Source organism: Senegalia massiliensis (genome assembly GCF_900626135.1).
Lineage (GTDB): Bacteria > Bacillota > Clostridia > Tissierellales > SIT17 > Anaeromonas > Anaeromonas massiliensis.
In genome coordinates, this window is record NZ_LR130785.1 from 927,460 (window position 1) to 943,889 (window position 16,430).

Annotated in this window: 17 protein-coding genes and 3 tRNA genes; 18 read left to right on the forward strand and 2 right to left on the reverse strand. The window is 29.6% G+C overall.

Annotated features, from left to right (window positions below):
• The first annotated feature begins 13 nt into the window (after nt 1-13).
• From E0D94_RS04525 to E0D94_RS04550, 6 genes are all read left to right on the forward strand, one after another.
• On the forward strand, nt 14-937 hold the full coding sequence (locus E0D94_RS04525) for an ABC transporter permease (RefSeq protein WP_130806109.1): 924 nt from the start codon (nt 14-16) through the stop codon (nt 935-937).
• Nucleotides 938-952: 15 nt separating this feature from the next.
• Nucleotides 953-1,870, forward strand: a complete 918-nt coding sequence (locus E0D94_RS04530) for an ABC transporter permease (protein WP_130806110.1) — start codon at nt 953-955, stop codon at nt 1,868-1,870.
• 11 nt (nt 1,871-1,881) lie between these two features.
• Nucleotides 1,882-2,910 (forward strand): ABC transporter ATP-binding protein, encoded by a 1,029-nt coding sequence (locus tag E0D94_RS04535; RefSeq protein WP_130806111.1) that lies wholly within the window; start codon nt 1,882-1,884, stop codon nt 2,908-2,910.
• Nucleotides 2,910-3,887, forward strand: coding sequence for an ABC transporter ATP-binding protein (locus E0D94_RS04540; protein WP_130806112.1), 978 nt, complete (start codon nt 2,910-2,912; stop codon nt 3,885-3,887). Before E0D94_RS04535 ends, E0D94_RS04540 begins: the two co-directional genes overlap by 1 nt.
• A gap of 548 nt (nt 3,888-4,435) precedes the next feature.
• On the forward strand, nt 4,436-6,142 hold the full coding sequence (locus tag E0D94_RS04545; protein ID WP_130806113.1) for a peptide ABC transporter substrate-binding protein: 1,707 nt from the start codon (nt 4,436-4,438) through the stop codon (nt 6,140-6,142).
• 312 nt (nt 6,143-6,454) lie between these two features.
• Nucleotides 6,455-8,125 carry a peptide ABC transporter substrate-binding protein gene (locus tag E0D94_RS04550; protein ID WP_130806114.1) on the forward strand — a complete coding sequence of 557 codons (1,671 nt, stop codon included), beginning with the start codon at nt 6,455-6,457 and terminating at the stop codon, nt 8,123-8,125.
• A 15-nt stretch (nt 8,126-8,140) separates the two neighbouring features.
• Here the strand turns inward: E0D94_RS04550 and E0D94_RS04555 are convergent, their stop codons facing one another.
• A complete protein-coding gene (locus tag E0D94_RS04555) occupies nt 8,141-8,284 on the reverse strand; it encodes a hydroxymyristoyl-ACP dehydratase (RefSeq protein WP_130806115.1) in 144 nt (47 codons plus the stop codon).
• Nucleotides 8,285-8,429: 145 nt separating this feature from the next.
• Here E0D94_RS04555 and E0D94_RS04560 point away from each other — a divergent pair, with 145 nt between their 5' ends.
• The 9 genes from E0D94_RS04560 (at nt 8,430) to E0D94_RS04600 (ending at nt 13,393) form a co-directional block, all read left to right on the forward strand.
• Nucleotides 8,430-9,050 (forward strand): hypothetical protein, encoded by a 621-nt coding sequence (locus E0D94_RS04560; protein WP_207289630.1) that lies wholly within the window; start codon nt 8,430-8,432, stop codon nt 9,048-9,050.
• Nucleotides 9,028-10,002: an AIR synthase family protein gene (locus E0D94_RS04565; RefSeq protein WP_130806116.1), complete on the forward strand. Its 975-nt coding sequence runs from the start codon at nt 9,028-9,030 to the stop codon at nt 10,000-10,002. The genes E0D94_RS04560 and E0D94_RS04565 overlap by 23 nt, the downstream gene beginning before the upstream one ends.
• A gap of 82 nt (nt 10,003-10,084) precedes the next feature.
• Nucleotides 10,085-11,101, forward strand: a complete 1,017-nt coding sequence (locus E0D94_RS04570; protein ID WP_130806117.1) for a GerMN domain-containing protein — start codon at nt 10,085-10,087, stop codon at nt 11,099-11,101.
• A gap of 89 nt (nt 11,102-11,190) precedes the next feature.
• Complete coding sequence (rph, locus tag E0D94_RS04575) at nt 11,191-11,925, forward strand: ribonuclease PH (RefSeq protein ID WP_130806118.1); 735 nt, start codon at nt 11,191-11,193, stop codon at nt 11,923-11,925.
• A 1-nt stretch (nt 11,926) separates the two neighbouring features.
• A complete protein-coding gene (gene rdgB, locus E0D94_RS04580; RefSeq protein ID WP_130806119.1) occupies nt 11,927-12,538 on the forward strand; it encodes an RdgB/HAM1 family non-canonical purine NTP pyrophosphatase in 612 nt (203 codons plus the stop codon).
• Nucleotides 12,531-13,022, forward strand: a complete 492-nt coding sequence (locus tag E0D94_RS04585) for a metallophosphoesterase family protein (protein ID WP_130806120.1) — start codon at nt 12,531-12,533, stop codon at nt 13,020-13,022. Before rdgB ends, E0D94_RS04585 begins: the two co-directional genes overlap by 8 nt.
• A gap of 73 nt (nt 13,023-13,095) precedes the next feature.
• Nucleotides 13,096-13,172: transfer RNA gene (locus E0D94_RS04590), tRNA-Arg, on the forward strand.
• 29 nt (nt 13,173-13,201) lie between these two features.
• A tRNA-Arg gene (locus E0D94_RS04595) sits at nt 13,202-13,278 on the forward strand.
• Nucleotides 13,279-13,316: 38 nt separating this feature from the next.
• Nucleotides 13,317-13,393: transfer RNA gene (locus E0D94_RS04600), tRNA-Arg, on the forward strand.
• Between the two features lie 47 nt (nt 13,394-13,440).
• On the opposite strand, the gene E0D94_RS04605 is transcribed toward E0D94_RS04600, so the two are convergent.
• Complete coding sequence (locus E0D94_RS04605; RefSeq protein ID WP_130806121.1) at nt 13,441-13,608, reverse strand: aspartyl-phosphate phosphatase Spo0E family protein; 168 nt, start codon at nt 13,606-13,608, stop codon at nt 13,441-13,443.
• A gap of 198 nt (nt 13,609-13,806) precedes the next feature.
• On the opposite strand from E0D94_RS04605, the gene E0D94_RS14745 reads away from it, so the two are divergent.
• The 3 genes from E0D94_RS14745 to E0D94_RS04615 all read left to right on the forward strand — a co-directional run bounded on the left by E0D94_RS14745 (nt 13,807) and on the right by E0D94_RS04615 (nt 16,426).
• A complete protein-coding gene (locus tag E0D94_RS14745) occupies nt 13,807-13,971 on the forward strand; it encodes a hypothetical protein (RefSeq protein ID WP_165442866.1) in 165 nt (54 codons plus the stop codon).
• 219 nt (nt 13,972-14,190) lie between these two features.
• Complete coding sequence (locus tag E0D94_RS04610; protein WP_130806122.1) at nt 14,191-14,607, forward strand: MaoC family dehydratase; 417 nt, start codon at nt 14,191-14,193, stop codon at nt 14,605-14,607.
• A 106-nt stretch (nt 14,608-14,713) separates the two neighbouring features.
• On the forward strand, nt 14,714-16,426 hold the full coding sequence (locus tag E0D94_RS04615; RefSeq protein ID WP_278044678.1) for a sigma 54-interacting transcriptional regulator: 1,713 nt from the start codon (nt 14,714-14,716) through the stop codon (nt 16,424-16,426).
• Nucleotides 16,427-16,430 lie beyond the last annotated feature (4 nt).

The window sequence follows — 16,430 nt, forward strand, 5'->3', positions numbered from 1 at the left end:
GGAGGTGTGTTAAATGGGGAAGTATATAATTAAACGTATATTTTTCATGATTATTAGTATATGGCTTATAGCTACAATTACGTTTTTCTTGATGCATCAATTGCCAGGAGATCCATTAGCTAGTGGAGGTAAGAGATTAGAGCCAGAAATACGTAGAAACTTAGAAGCAAAATATGGTTTGGACAAACCTTTAGTTGTACAATATGGTTATTTTCTTAAAAATGCAGTAAAAGGTGACTTTGGTTTATCCATGGTGTATAAAACTAGAACAGTAAATGATATAATTTTTGAAGCGTTTCCTAAATCAATGACATTAGGACTTTGGGCAGTAGGTATAGGTCTCTTCTTTGGACTGACCTTTGGTATAATAGCCGCCCTAAATAATAAAGGATTTTTTGATTATTTTGTTATAATACTCGCAGTTGTAGGGGTTTCGGTACCTAACTTCGTATTTGCCTCGTTATTCCAATATGTTTTTGGACGGGAGCTTGGATGGTTTCCAGTAGCAGGTTGGAATGGACCAATATATATGGTTTTACCAGTACTTGCATTAGGTCTTAGACTTATAGCTTACCAAGCTAGAATGATGAAGACAAATATGATTGAAATTATGGGTTCAGATTATGTGAAAACAGCTAAAGCTAAGGGGTTATCTAAGACATCAATAGTAATAAAGCATGTTATTAGAAATGCTATACTTCCAATAATTACACTTCTTGGACCACTTATTGCAGCAATAGTAACAGGTTCATTTGTTATAGAAAGGATATTTGCTATACCTGGAATGGGTAAATTTTTCGTAGATGCAGTTAACCAATATGATTATACGCTTATACTAGGTACTACACTTTTCTATGCAATGTTACTTATTTTCATGGTATTCTTAGTAGATATAATATATGGCTTTGTTGATCCAAGAATAAGAATAGACGAATAGAATAGGAGGTATATTATGGCAGAATTAAGTAAAGATAAATTTGTTATAGAAGGAAAAACTGCTTCTGATGCTGAAGCTATTGTAAGACCATCTCTTACATACTGGGCAGATGCATGGAGGAGATTAAAATCAAATAAATTAGCTATTATTTCTATGGGACTTTTAATTATAATTGCATTATTTGCAATATTTGCACCAATGTTAAGTCAATATGATGCAGTAACAGGTGACTTATTACTTACAAATGAGAAACCAAATGCCGAACATTGGTTTGGAACAGATGAATTAGGAAGGGATTTATATGTAAGAGTTTGGGAAGGAACTAGAATATCACTATTTATAGGTATTGTTACGGCTTTACTTAACTTTACAATCGGTGTTATATATGGTGGTATTTCAGGATATACAGGTGGAAATGTAGATAATATAATGATGCGTTTTGTAGAAATTATATTTGCAATACCTTATCTTATTTGGGTTATACTTCTTACAACAGTATTACCTCCAGGACTTTTAAGTATTATAGTTGCGTTATCTATTGCTGGATGGGGTGGAATGGCAAGACTTGTTCGTGGCCAAATACTTCAAATAAAAGAAATGGAGTTTGTAATGGCAGCTAAAACTCTTGGAGCAGATGCAGGAAGAATAATTACAAAGCATCTTATTCCAAATACTATAGGTGTTATAATTGTTAGTATAACTTTTGCAATACCTTCAGCAATATTCTCTGAAGCATTCTTAAGTTATATAGGCCTTGGAATTCCAGTACCAGATGCAAGTCTTGGTGCTTTATCAAAAGATGGAACTCGTATGCTTTTATTAGAGCCATATCAATTAGTATTTCCATCGGTAGTAATAAGTTTAATAATGCTCGCATTCCAAATATTTGGTGATGGACTTAGAGATGCATTAGACCCAAGACTAAGACAATAGGAGGAATATATATGGCTAGAGATAAAAGCAAGACTTTAATAGATGTTAAAGATTTAAGAGTATCCTTTGACACATATGCAGGAGAAGTGCAAGCAGTTAGAGGGGTATCATTTTATGTAAATAAAGGAGAGGCTGTGGCTATAGTTGGTGAATCTGGTTGTGGTAAATCTGTTACTGCACAATCAACAATGCAACTTATTCCAATGCCTCCAGGAAGAATAAAAGATGGTCAGGTTATGTTTAATGGAAAAGATCTCACTAAACTTACTGATAAGCAAATGGAATCCATTCGTGGTAGTGAGATAAGTATGATTTTCCAAGATCCTATGACATCCTTAAACCCTACTATGAAAGTAGGTAAACAAATTATGGAAGGACTTATAAAACATCAAAGACTTTCAAAAGCCGAAGCAAAAAAGAAGGCTATTGAAATGTTAGATGTTGTTGGAATTCCTAATCCAGAAAAACGTGTAGAGCAATATCCACACGAGTTTAGTGGTGGTATGAGACAACGTGCAATGATAGCTATAGCATTATCTTGTGATCCTAAGCTTTTAATTGCCGATGAGCCTACTACTGCTTTAGATGTTACAATACAAGCTCAAATACTGGATTTAATGAAAGATTTACAAAGAGATTTTGATACAGCAATAATATTAATAACTCATGACCTTGGTGTAGTAGCTGATATTGCACAAAGAGTAGTTGTTATGTACGCTGGACTTGTTATTGAATCAGGTACATTAGATGAAATATTCTATAATGGACAACATCCATATACTTGGGGACTTATGAGATCAATACCAAAAGTTAATACAGATCAAAAGGAAAGATTAGTTCCTATTGAAGGAACACCTCCAGATTTATTCTCTCCACCAAAGGGTTGTCCATTTGCAGCAAGATGTAAATATGCAATGCCTATTTGTAAGGAGCAAATGCCAGAAAAAACTTACCTTTCTGAAGATCATTATGTGAAATGTTGGTTACAACATGAGATGGCTCCAGATGTAGAAAATCCTATCAAGAAGGGGAGAGAATAATGGCAGAGAAAAAATTAAATAACAAAAAGAATTTAATTGAAGTAAAAAACTTAAAAAAGCATTTTAAAGTTGGTAGAAATCAAATTCTTAAAGCGGTAGATGGTATATCATTTGCCATAAAAGAAGGAGAAACATTAGGACTTGTAGGTGAATCTGGTTGTGGGAAATCTACTACTGGAAGAACTCTTATACGTCTATATGAAGCTACTGATGGAGAGGTAATTTTTGATGGAATGAATGTTCATAAATTAAATAAAAAAGAAATGAAAAACTTTGCAAAAGAAACTCAAATGATATTCCAAGATCCTTATGCTTCACTTAATCCTCGTATGACAGTTGGAGATATTATTGGTGAAGGAATGGACATACACAATTTAAGAAAAGGCAAAGAAAGAATGAAGAGAATATATGAGCTACTTGAAACTGTAGGCCTTAATAGAGAACATGCTTCTCGTTTCCCACATGAATTTAGTGGTGGACAAAGACAGCGTATAGGTATAGCACGTGCTCTTTCTGTTGAGCCTAAATTTATAGTATGTGATGAGCCTATTTCTGCACTTGATGTGTCTATTCAAGCACAAGTTGTAAATTTACTTGAAGATTTACAAAAAGAAATGGGATTAACATATCTCTTTATAGCTCATGACCTTTCAATGGTTAAACATATATCAGATAGAATAGCAGTAATGTATTTAGGTGCAATAATGGAACTTACGTCAAGTAAAGACCTTTATAATGAGCCATTACATCCATATACTCAAGCTTTGCTTTCTGCAATACCTATTGCAGACCCTGAAGCATCTAAAGGTAGAAAGAGAATTATACTTGAAGGAGATGTTCCAAGTCCGATAAACCCTCCTGAAGGTTGTAAATTCCAAAATAGATGTAAGTATGCTAAAGATATATGTAGACAAAAAGCACCAGAATTAAGAGAAGTAAAACCAGGACATTATGTAGCCTGTCATTTAGTAAAATAGTTTTTTGAAAGTATCAAGTTAATAACTTGGTACTTTTTCTTTGCTTTTTTTTAACATTTGAATATTAAGATTATATTACAAAAGCGGAAAAAGTAATTAAATATAATGCTTGTGCATATAAATAATTTAGAGATATAAGAAAGAAAAATATATAATTTATATCTCTAAATAGCTTTTATTAGACAATTTACAAAACATTATTATATAGTTAACAAAGTAATATTGTTGTAATATATATAATATTTAGAAAATAACAAACATACACACAAATGAAAAAAGCGAAATATATTCTTGACATTAATTTAAAAATTCCGTATAATTTAATTAATCTATTAAACAAAAGTAATATTTTAAGAGCTTTCAGAAATATTGTTAATAGATAATTTATATTTTTTTATTAGAATATTTAAAATATTTCTAAAATTGAGAAGGATTTTAAATATTCTTATAGAATATAAAATATAAGTTAATTAACATCAGAGGGGGTGGCACAAAAAATTTTCTGGTAGTAATTATTGATTATAAAATATGAAAGGGGAACAAATTTAATGAAAAAAAATAAGTTATTAATAATGCTATTAATCTTTGCAATGGTATTTTCAGTAGCACTTGCTGGTTGTGCTGGCGATGATGATACAAATGAAGGTACAGATGATCCAGCAGCAGAAGGCGAAGGAGATAACAAAGGTGAAGATACAGGCGAAGAGGAAATGGCTGAAGAACAAGTACTTAGAATAAACTGGACTTCAGAGCCTCCAAGTTTAGATCCACAAATATCACAAGATGCTACTTCAAGTAGAATACTTAATGATACATTAGAAGGTATGGTAAGATTAGATGAAGAAGGTGTTCCAAAAGAAGGTTCAGCAATGGCTGAAACTTGGGAAGTAAATGAAGATGGAACAGAATATGTATTTAATTTAAGAGATGCTAATTGGTCAGATGGGGAACCTGTAACAGCAGCAGATTTTGAATATTCTTGGAAGAGAGCGTTAGATCCAGAAACAGCTTCAACTTATGCTTTCATGCTTTATGCTATAAAGAATGCAGAAGCTTATAACTCAGGAGATATCGACAATGCTGATGAAGTAGGAATAACAGCAGAAGACGAAAAAACTCTTAAAGTAACACTTGAAAGACCAGATCCAACTTTCTTAAGTAAATTACAAAATAGTACTTTCTTACCTGCAAGAGAAGATAAAGTTAAAGAGTGGGGAGAAAAATATGCTTCAGAAGTTGAATACTTAATGTCTAATGGACCATTTAAAGTAGTAGAATGGGAACATGAAAACAAATTAGTTATGGAAAAGAATCCAGATTATTGGAATGCTGAAAATGTTAAGCTTGAAAGAGTAGAAGGTATTATGGTAAATGATCCTAATACTATAATGAACCTTTATGAAACAGGAGAATTAGATTGGATAAATGTACCATCACAATATATAGAGCAATATAAAGATAAATTAAATACTTATCCAGAAGCATCAACTTTCTATTATACATTTAATACTGAAAATGAGTTCTTTAAAAATGCTAAAATAAGAAAAGCGTTTAGTGTGGCAGTAGATAGAAATAAAATACAAGAAGCTAGAACTCAAGGTGTAGTTCCGCCAGCATGGGCATTTGTACCACCTGGAATGCCAGGACCTGAAGGATCAACTTTTAGAGAAGCTAATGGAGAATTATTAAAAGACTTAGGTAATGGTGCATCTGCTGAAGAAGCTAAGAAGTTATTAGAAGAAGGATTAGAGGAAATTGGTAAGACAGTAGAAGATATGAATGGAATCAAATTCCTTACTTTTGATAGTGAGAATTCACTTCAAAGAGCACAAATTTGGCAACAATATTGGAAAGAAAATTTAGGTGTAGAAGTAGGAATAGACACAGCTACATTTAAAGTTAAGATTGATAGAGAAAACAAAAAAGACTTTGCAATGTCATATTCAGGATGGATTGGAGATTACAATGATCCTATGACTTTCATGGATATGTGGGTTACAGATGGACCACAAAATACAGCTGGTTGGTCTAATGAAGAGTATGATGAGTTAATTAAAACAGCTCAAACTACTAATGATAGTGAAGAAAGAATGAATGCAATGTTAGAAGCTGAAAAGATCTTAATGGAAGAACTACCAGTAGCTCCTCAAGATCATTCAGTAGCTGTATTGCTTGAAAACCCTAAATTAAAAGGCGTTGTAAGATTACCACTTCAAGTTACAGATGGATTATATAAAGCTTATTTTGTAAAATAAGATATATTTAAAGGATGAATCTTTTGATTCATCCTTTTTTTATGTTACGAAATGTTTAGAAATCATAAGAGGTTAAATAGAAATCATAAATCATATGTAATTCTGTAATTAATAAGAGTGTAGACTGTTAATGAAAAAATAAAACTGAAACAATTTTTATAAAAACTTAACAATTTTGACTTTATTTTTTCACTATTCTATAATCTTAAATAAGCCATTTTTAGTTTATAGTTAAAAAATATATTAAATATCCAGAAAATTTAAAACAAACTAAAATGACTAACTTTAATAACAGAATGGAGGACATAATTAATGAAAAGAACCAAATTACTATCACTATTATTAGTATTTGTTCTTGTAGGTTCATTAGCTCTTACTGCTTGTGGTGGAGAGGATAATGGCTCTACAGATGAAGGAAAAGATGATTCATCAAGCAAGGAACTAGCTGAAGAGCAAGTATTAAAAATGAATTGGAACTCAGAACCACCAAGTTTAGATCCACAAATATCACAAGATGCTACTTCAAGTAGAATACTTATTGATACATTAGATGGACTAATAAGACTTAATGAAGAAGGATTACCAGAAGAAGGTTCAGCAATGGCAGAATCTTGGGAAATAAATGAAGATGGAACAGAATATATATTCCATTTAAGAGATGCTAATTGGTCAGATGGAGAGCCTGTAACAGCTCAGGATTTTGAATATTCATGGTTAAGAGGTTTAGATCCTAAAACTGCATCAACATATGCATATATGTTATATGATATTGTAAATGCAGAAGCTTATAACTCAGGGGATATAAAAGATCCAGCTGAGGTAGGAATTAAAGCAGAAGATGAAAAAACTCTTAAAGTAACATTAAAGGCACCAAATCCAGCATTTTTAAGTAAATTACAAAATAGTATTTTCTTACCTGCAAGACAAGATAAAGTAGAAGAGTGGGGAGAAAAATATGCTTCAGATGTAGAATACATGGTATCTAATGGAGCATTTAAAGTAACAGAGTGGGAACATGAAAATAAATTAGTTATGGAAAAAAATGACAATTATTGGGATGTTGAAAATGTAACTCTTGAAAAAATTGAAGGTATTATGACTAGTGACCCTAATACAATCATAAACCTTTATGAAACAGGAGAATTAGATGTTATAAATGTACCATCACAATATTTAGAAAAATATAAAGATGACTTAATTAAATCACCAGAAGCATCAACTTTCTACTATACATTTAACACTGAAAATGAATTCTTTAAAAATGCTAAAATAAGAAAAGCATTTAGTATGTCAATAGATAGAGAAAAAATACAAGAAGCTAGAACTGAAGGTATTGTTCCACCAGCATGGGCATTTGTACCACCTGGAATACCAGGACCTGGAGATAAGACTTTTAGAGAAGCTAATGGAGAATTATTAAAAGATGTAGGTAATGGTGCATCTGCTGAAGAAGCTAAGAAGTTATTAGAAGAAGGATTAGAGGAAATTGGTAAGACAGTAGAAGATATGAATGGAATCAAATTCCTTACTTTTGATAGTGAAAACTCACTTCAAAGAGCACAAATTTGGCAACAATATTGGAAAGAAAATTTAGGTGTAGAAGTAGGAATAGACACAGCTACATTTAAAGTTAAGATTGATAGAGAAAACAAAAAAGACTTTGCATTCTCATATTCAGGATGGGTTGGAGATTACAATGATCCTATGACTTTCATGGATATGTGGATTACAGATGGACCACAAAATACAGCTGGTTGGTCTAATGAAGAGTATGATAAATTAATTGAAAAAGCTCAAACAACAACTGGAGAAGAGCGTATGCAAGCAATGATGGATGCTGAAAAGATTTTAATGGATGAAATGGTTGTATCACCAACAGATCATTCTGTAAAAATCTACTTACAAAATCCAAAAGTACATGGAATAGTAAGACTTCCACTTGCAATTACAAATGGATATAAAACAGCTTATATAACAAAATAATAAAAAAACTCCGATTTAAATCGGAGTTTTTTTATCCTCTTTATTTTTATAATCGAAATAAGGACAATTGTTCTTAACTATTCCAGTGGAAGTTACAATATAGTTTAGGTTACATACTCCATCTTCTTGATGTACACAATTTTCTGAGCAATTTATCATAAATTATCCCACCACCATAGAATATATTTAAGTTTAGTTTGCCCAAATATAATAATATAATTACAAAAAAATAAAGCTATGATATTATATAATATGTAGGATTAAATAAATCATCTTTGCGAATAATATTTAAAGGGTGATTTAAATGATGTTTAATGATTTTACAAAAACTAATATGGTATATCATGTTGCTAGTATAAATGATTTATCATTAATTTTAAAAAATGGGATTAAATTTAATGATAAGAATAGCTATAGACAAAAATATTTAGAGTTTCATAAATTTATTGATAATTATAAACCATCCAATTATCCAAGTTGGGTAATTAGGCAAAAGGCCATATTTGCAAGTTTAAACTATAAAAAAAATCATCATTTTCACTCCCATAGTGTAATTCTTGGAGTGAAAATAAATCAAGATAGGTGTTTTATAGCTAATGAAAATTTAGTAAATCAAATATATGAACCTTTTATACTGAAAGATAATTTTGAATTTAAATTTATGAAAAAATATATAGAAACTATAGGGATAAAGAGCATTAAAGATTATTGGAATACTTCATTAAGTTTCAAAGAAAATTTAAAGCTTAGAAGAGACAAATTACCTAATTATGATGCTGAAGTTTTAGTATTTCATAATATTTTGCCAGAAGATATATCTCCTATAGCGCTTATAAGTGATCATAAATATATACCATATAATAATATTAAATATGTATATTCAAACAAAGGGGAGAAAATTAATGAAAATAGGGAAATTACCTAATGAATTGCTAGAAAATTTAGTTTTCAAATTACTAGAAAATAAAAGAACTGATATAATTACTAGAGGTGCAGTAGGTGAAGACTCAGCAGTGATTGATTTTGATAAATATGCATGTGTTGTATCTACTGATCCAATAACTGGGGCATCAAAAAACATAGGAAAACTAGCTATACATATATCAGCTAATGATGTAGCATCCAACGGAGCTGAGCCAGTAGGTATACTTCTTACAATATTAGCACCACCAAATACTACTAAACAAGAGATTGAGACTATAATGATTGATGCATCAAACACTGCTAAAGAATTGAATATAGACATAATAGGTGGCCATACAGAAATAACAAATGCAGTGAATAAAATAGTTATAAACTCTACAGCTATAGGTAAGCAGCTTAAAGAAAAAACATTAGATTCAAAAAAAGTTGAAAGAGGATACAAAGTTATACTTACAAAAAAAATTGCAATAGAAGGCACATCAATAATAGCTGAAGATATAGAAGAAAGATTAAAAAATAATATAGAAGATAATTTAATACAAGAAGCAAAGGGTTTAATGAAAAATATTAGTGTAGTAAAAGAAGGTATAATAGCAGGAAATATTGGTGTTGAATATATGCATGATATAACAGAGGGTGGATTATTGGGAGCTATATATGAAGCTTCTCAAGCTATAGATAAAGGAATAAAAATTTATAAAGATAAAATAAAACTAGAAAAATCTACTGAAGTTATATGTAATGAATTAGATATTGATCCATATAGATTGATAGCAAGTGGAAGTCTTATAATAATAACTGATAATGAAAAAGTAGAAATTATACTGGAGAAATTAAAAGAAGCTAATATAGAATCAAGTATTATAGGTGAGGTTATAGACCATGGCGTGTTTTTAGATAATGAAAAAATAGATCCTCCAGAAAGTGATGAACTTTATAAAGTTATAGAATAGGGATAAAATTATTTTTATATTTACTCATAGTATTACTTGTTGTCTAATATAATTATATATAGATAACTAAGGGGGTAAATATATGGTTTCTAAAAAACTTATAAGTATATTTTTACTTTTGATTATTTTAGTATCCATTACAGGATGTGGAAAGATGCAAGCTATGAAAGAGATGGTTACATCTGATGAAGATCAAAAAGATACAGCAGAAAAACCAACAGATTCAGTGGAAATAACAGTGGAGCAAGATGATGCAAGAGATACTGTTATTTACTATAAAAGCGACAAAAATTTATTAGTACCTATAAAAAGAAAAATATCTTGGGATACTGGAATTGCTAAAAAGACATTATCTTATATGGTAAACAATGATAAAAATCAAACTGATATGGTTAAATCAGGATTAAATCCAGTATTACCTACTGGTAGCGAAGTAATAGGTATGTCAGTTGATGAAGAAACTGGTCTTGCTAAGGTTAATTTTTCAAAAGACATATTAAATACTAATGACAAGGTTGAGGAAGTTAGTTTAGTTAATGCAGTCGTATATACCTTAACAGAATTTCCTAAAATTAATAAAGTTCAGTTTATGATTGATGGTGGAATAAAAGAAACATTAACTTATGGAACAGATATTTCTGAACCTATAGAAAGAAGAGATATAAATTTAGTAGACAATAATGGAGATTCTAAAGTAGTAGTATACTATAAAGGAACTACAAATGGAGAGTATGAATATTATGTGCCTGTAACTAAAACAGTAACAGCACCTTCTCCAGATATGTATACAGCTTTAGAAGAGTTATTTGAAGGTCCACCTGAGTCTAGTGGTCTTTATACTGATATTCCAATGGGAGTAGAGTTAAAAGGTGTTGAATTTAAAGATGGAGTAGCTATTGTTGATTTATCTGGTGATACAAAAGAAAGTATAATGAATCAACAAGCATTTGATTCAATGAATAAGAATATAGCTTTAACATTATCTCAATTCGATGAAGTTGAAAAAGTAGAAATGCTTATAGAGGGTAAAACATTAGAAGAAGCTAAAATGAACTTATCTACACCTGAAGCTATACCAACATTTGCAAATGAGTATTAATAAAGGGCATCTATAGATGCTCTTTTGTTGTTATAAAAACAAATATTTGGTATCATAATTATATTAGACAAATAAAGGGAAGTGAAAATATGAATAGAAACGATGGAAGAAAAAATAATGAACTGAGAAATGTAAAAATGACCAGGGATTATCTTTTACATCCTAATGGTTCAGTACTTATAGAAATGGGAAATACAAAAGTAATTTGTACAGCTATGATAGAAGAAAAAGTACCCCCATTTTTAAGAAATACAGGTCAAGGGTGGATTACAGCTGAATATTCTATGTTGCCAGCATCAACTATAACTAGAAAAAGAAGAGAAGCAACTAGAGGTAAATTAGAGGGTAGAACTCAAGAAATTAAAAGGCTTATTGGAAGATCACTAAGATCAGTTGTAGAGTTAGATAAATTAGGTGAAAGAACAATTTGGGTTGATTGTGATGTAATTCAAGCTGATGGTGGAACTAGAACAGCATCTATTACAGGGGCATTTGTTGCGGTTGCTGATGCATTAAACAGTCTTAAAGCAGAGGGGCAAATTGATGATATTCCATTGAAATCATTTATATCAGCTATTAGTGTAGGGATAGTAGAAAATGAAAAACTATTAGACTTATGTTATATAGAGGATTCAAATGCACATGTGGATATGAACATAGTAATGACAGACAAAGGAGAAATTGTTGAAATACAAGGCACAGGAGAACAAGCACCCTTTAATAGAGTAGATTTAAATGAATTATTAGATTTAGCAGAAAAGGGTAATAAAGAACTTATAGAAATGCAAAAAGATATATTAAATGGAATTATAAAAGGAGAATAAAATGAACAGAAGAAAAATAATAGTTGCAAGTGGAAATAAACATAAAATAAAAGAAATAAAAAAAATTCTAGATGGACTAAATTTAGATATAATTTCAAAAAATGAAGTAGGATTAAAAGATATAGAAGTAATAGAGGATAAGGATACATTGGAAGGAAATGCTATAAAAAAAGCTAAAGAAATCTCTGAATTAGTTGATGGGATAATACTTGCTGATGATACTGGGTTGTTTGTAGACAAATTAAATGGGGAACCTGGAGTATATTCTGCTAGATATGCAGGAGAAGATGGTAATGACTTAAACAATAATAAAAAGCTTTTAAAGAAATTAGAAGGGTTAAATTTAGAAGATAGAACTGCTGAATTTAGAACAGTGATAGCTATAGTATTAGAAGATAAAACTGTTAAAACTCTTACAGGTGTATGTAAAGGTAAGATTGCTTTAGAAAGAAAAGGAAATAATGATTTTGGATATGATCCATTATTTATACCAGAAGGTTATAGTGAAACATTTGCTGAGATGCCACAGAAAGTTAAAAATGATATAAGTCATAGGGCAAATGCATTAAAAAAATTAAGATTAAAATTAGAAGAAGTGCTAGATAATGAATAAAGTAAAAATAGCAGTTATATCTGATAGTCATGGGATGAGTGATGAAATTGAAACAATCATAGATATATTAAAGTCTATCAATGATTTAGATACTTTTGTACATTTAGGTGATTTTGCATTAGATGCTGAATATATTAAAGAACAAACTAATATAGATTTTATATCAGTTAGAGGGAATTGTGATTTTGAATTACATGAAATAAATGAAGAAGAAATTTTAAACATAAATGATAAAAAAATATTATTGACTCATGGACATAAATATAATATAAAGGGTGATCTAAACAATTTGTATTATAGAGCAAAAGAATTACAAGTAGATGCAGTTTTATTTGGGCATATTCATATGCCTGTTAATATTATTGAAGATGATATTTTATTATTTAACCCTGGAAGTATCTCAGAACCAAGAGGTGGAAGTACTAATAGTTATGGTATATTGACTATTGAACATAATATAAAGTCGAATATAGTCGAAATTTAACTAATATGAAAATTTTTCATATTGACTAAGATAATTTTCTGTGGTATACTTTTTATTGTTAAAGAACAATATTGCACCTGTAGCTCAGTAGGATAGAGCAATGGACTTCTAATCCATGTGCCGGGGGTTCGAATCCTCCCAGGTGCACCATTATTTTTTAGCTTAATATAATAAAGTATGCACCTGTAGCTCAGTAGGATAGAGCAATGGACTTCTAATCCATGTGCCGGGGGTTCGAATCCTCCCAGGTGCACCATTGTAAAAGGACTTTTTTAAGTCCTTTTAATTATATATGCGTCCTTAGCTCAGTTGGATAGAGTGGCTGACTTCGAATCAGTTTGTCGCGGGTTCGAATCCTGCAGGGCGCACCATATAAAAAAACACTTATTCTAATAAGTGTTTTTTTATATGTATTATGTCAATTAATTTTATGTTTTAATTTGTAATATTGATTTAAAGCTTCGTCTAGTTTCTGACTTGCGGTTACTACTTCAGATGTAGTGATAAAACTATTTTTGTGTATTAATTTATGCATTTGATTTCTAAGTGATGTTATTTTACTTTCTACATTTACTAAATTTTCCATACTCACCATACTTCCATCAAAATATTTTTCCTCACTTTTCCTATTATATTACAAAAAGTTTAAAGAGACAATACAAAAAATACAAGTTTAAATATTGAGAAAATTCAATTTAATTAATCTGAAATCCTATTTATTTTAAAATTAATAAAGGATTTTTTAAACATATGTTGAATATATATTTTGGAGGTGAAATTTAATATGAAGTATAATCAAAATGACCTTGAAGAAATAACAAGAATATTTATTAAATTAGCCGATAAATTATTAAAAGATAAAAAAATTGATAAGTATACTTACATAGAAATTACAAAGAGAAAAAAGGAATTTTTAAAATATATTGAAAGTAATAAGAGATTTAATTAAATTTTATGATAATAAATACTTACATGTAAATAAAAATTTACATGAATATTTATATAATTTTAAAGTTGAAAAATTATACAATAATAGTAAATTACATAAACATTAGATGAATACTCTATCATACTGAAATAATTAAATAAGATGTGAAATTTTTATATTGGCACACATTTTGCTTAAACAATTAGTATATTGCTTAATATATTATGAGGAGTGTGCTAAATGAAGGGTAAAACATTTAATGAATTAGAAATGGGTCAAAAGGCATCATTTCAGAAAACGATTACAGAAACAGATGTATATTTATATGCAGGTATTACAGGTGATATAAATCCTGCACATATTAATGAAGAGGTATCAAAGGATACTATGTTTAAAGGAAGAATAGCTCATGGTATGCTTACTGCAGGATTAGTATCTGCAGTGTTAGGCGTACATTTACCAGGGCCAGGAACTATATATTTAGGTCAAGATCTTAAATTCACTGCTCCTGTAAAGTTTGGTGACACTATTAAAGCAGAAGTGGAAGTATCAGAAAAGTTAGAAGGTAAAAATATAATTAAACTTAAAACTACTTGTACAAACCAAGATGGGGATGTAGTATTAAAAGGAACTGCTACTGTAATGCCTCCAAAATAATTTTAACAAAAAGCTCTTAGTTTAAACATACTAAGAGCTTTTAATTATAATAAAAAATGATATAATAATATTGATGGAAATAGAACTTATAGAGGTGATATAAAAGTTGAAATTAAAAGATATAGTATTACGCACAGTATTTGAAATTATGGATGAGGCTGTTATTGCTATTGATAATAAAGGTAATATAATTTCCATGAACAAAAAAGCAGAACTATATTTAGATTTAACTTATGAAAGTAGTATAGGTGAAAATATTGTAAACATAATAGCGAATACTAAATTGTTAGATGTTTTAGATAAAGGTGAAAAACAATTAAATGAAGTTTTTAGATTTAATAATAAAGAGTTTTTAGTTAAAAGAATACCAATAATAGAAAGTGGTAAATCAATTGCTGCCATTGCAATATTTAAAGATAGAACCGAAGTAAATAAAATGAATGAAAAGATAATGCAAGATGAAGGGTATATAGAAATATTAGATACACTTTTAAATACAGTAAATGAATGGGCTGTAGTAGTTGATAAAAATGGTATAATTACAATGATGAGTGAGGCATATAAAGAGTTTACAAATGAGCCAAATGCTGTAGGAAAACATGTAACAGAAGTAATACAGAATACAAGAATGCATATTGTTGCACAGACTGGTGTAAGAGAAGTTGGAGATATACAAGAAATTCAAGGAAATAGAATGATTGCTATGAGAGTTCCTATAAAAAAGGATGATAAAATAATAGGTGCTGTTGGCAAGGTAATGTTCAAAGATATAAGAGATTTCCATACTGTAAAGCAAAAAGTATTAGAACTTGAAAAAGAACTTGAATATTATAAAAATGAAGTAATAGAAGATAGATCTGCTAAGTATACTTTTAATAGCATAATAGGTAATACTGAAAAAATGAAACAACTAAAGAAAATTGGAGCTAGAGTAGCAAAATCAAAATCAAATGTTATAATTACTGGAGAAAGTGGAACAGGTAAGGAGCTATTTGCACATTCTATTCATAATGCAAGTAATAGAAAATTAGGTCCGTTTGTAAGATTAAATTGCGCGGCTATTCCTTCTGAACTTTTAGAGTCAGAATTATTTGGATATGAAGAAGGAGCATTTACTGGCGCAAAAAAAGGTGGTAAGAAAGGTAAATTTGAAATAGCTAATGGTGGAACAATACTTTTAGATGAAATTGGAGATATGCCTTTAAATATGCAAGCTAAACTTTTACGTGTTCTTCAAGAAAAGGAATTTGAAAGTGTTGGAGGAAATACAGTAAAAGGTTTAGATGTTAGAATAATTGCATCTACAAATAAAGATTTAAGAAAACTTGTAGAAGAAAAAAAATTTAGAGAAGATTTTTATTATAGATTAAATGTAGTAAGATTTGACCTTCCTCCACTAAGGGAGAGAAAAGAAGATATAAGAGAATTAGCAATATCTTTAAAAAATAAATTAACAAGAAAATTAGGTATATATGTAGAAGATATATCTAAAAAATCAATAAAATATTTGGAAAATTATAATTGGCCAGGGAATATAAGAGAGTTAGAAAATGTTATAGAAAGGGCTATAAACCTATTAGATGCAGAGCTTACGATTGAACCACATCATTTACCACAAAGAATAACTAGTAAAAAAAATAAATGTATGTATTCTGGAGATAAAAAATTAAAAACAGTATTAGATGATGTGGAAAAAGATATGATTATTGAGTATTTAAAAAGAAATAAAGGCAATAAAAATCAAACATCTAAAGCTTTAGGAATAAGCAGAGTTAGTCTATATAAAAAATTAGATAAACATGGAATACATGATGTATAAAACA

Excerpts from the sequence above, each read along its gene's own strand:
- E0D94_RS04570 (WP_130806117.1), top strand. The coding sequence starts at position 10,085 with ATGGTTTCTAAAAAACTTATAAGTATATTTTTACTTTTGATTATTTTA.
- E0D94_RS04525 (WP_130806109.1), top strand. The coding sequence starts at position 14 with ATGGGGAAGTATATAATTAAACGTATATTTTTCATGATTATTAGTATA.
- E0D94_RS04610 (WP_130806122.1), top strand. The coding sequence starts at position 14,191 with ATGAAGGGTAAAACATTTAATGAATTAGAAATGGGTCAAAAGGCATCA.
- E0D94_RS04605 (WP_130806121.1), bottom strand. The coding sequence starts at position 13,608 with ATGGAAAATTTAGTAAATGTAGAAAGTAAAATAACATCACTTAGAAAT.
- rph (WP_130806118.1), top strand. The coding sequence starts at position 11,191 with ATGAATAGAAACGATGGAAGAAAAAATAATGAACTGAGAAATGTAAAA.
- E0D94_RS04545 (WP_130806113.1), top strand. The coding sequence starts at position 4,436 with ATGAAAAAAAATAAGTTATTAATAATGCTATTAATCTTTGCAATGGTA.
- E0D94_RS04530 (WP_130806110.1), top strand. The coding sequence starts at position 953 with ATGGCAGAATTAAGTAAAGATAAATTTGTTATAGAAGGAAAAACTGCT.
- E0D94_RS04585 (WP_130806120.1), top strand. The coding sequence starts at position 12,531 with ATGAATAAAGTAAAAATAGCAGTTATATCTGATAGTCATGGGATGAGT.
- E0D94_RS04565 (WP_130806116.1), top strand. The coding sequence starts at position 9,028 with ATGAAAATAGGGAAATTACCTAATGAATTGCTAGAAAATTTAGTTTTC.
- E0D94_RS04555 (WP_130806115.1), bottom strand. The coding sequence starts at position 8,284 with ATGATAAATTGCTCAGAAAATTGTGTACATCAAGAAGATGGAGTATGT.
- E0D94_RS04535 (WP_130806111.1), top strand. The coding sequence starts at position 1,882 with ATGGCTAGAGATAAAAGCAAGACTTTAATAGATGTTAAAGATTTAAGA.
- E0D94_RS04560 (WP_207289630.1), top strand. The coding sequence starts at position 8,430 with ATGATGTTTAATGATTTTACAAAAACTAATATGGTATATCATGTTGCT.
- E0D94_RS14745 (WP_165442866.1), top strand. The coding sequence starts at position 13,807 with ATGAAGTATAATCAAAATGACCTTGAAGAAATAACAAGAATATTTATT.
- E0D94_RS04550 (WP_130806114.1), top strand. The coding sequence starts at position 6,455 with ATGAAAAGAACCAAATTACTATCACTATTATTAGTATTTGTTCTTGTA.
- E0D94_RS04540 (WP_130806112.1), top strand. The coding sequence starts at position 2,910 with ATGGCAGAGAAAAAATTAAATAACAAAAAGAATTTAATTGAAGTAAAA.
- rdgB (WP_130806119.1), top strand. The coding sequence starts at position 11,927 with ATGAACAGAAGAAAAATAATAGTTGCAAGTGGAAATAAACATAAAATA.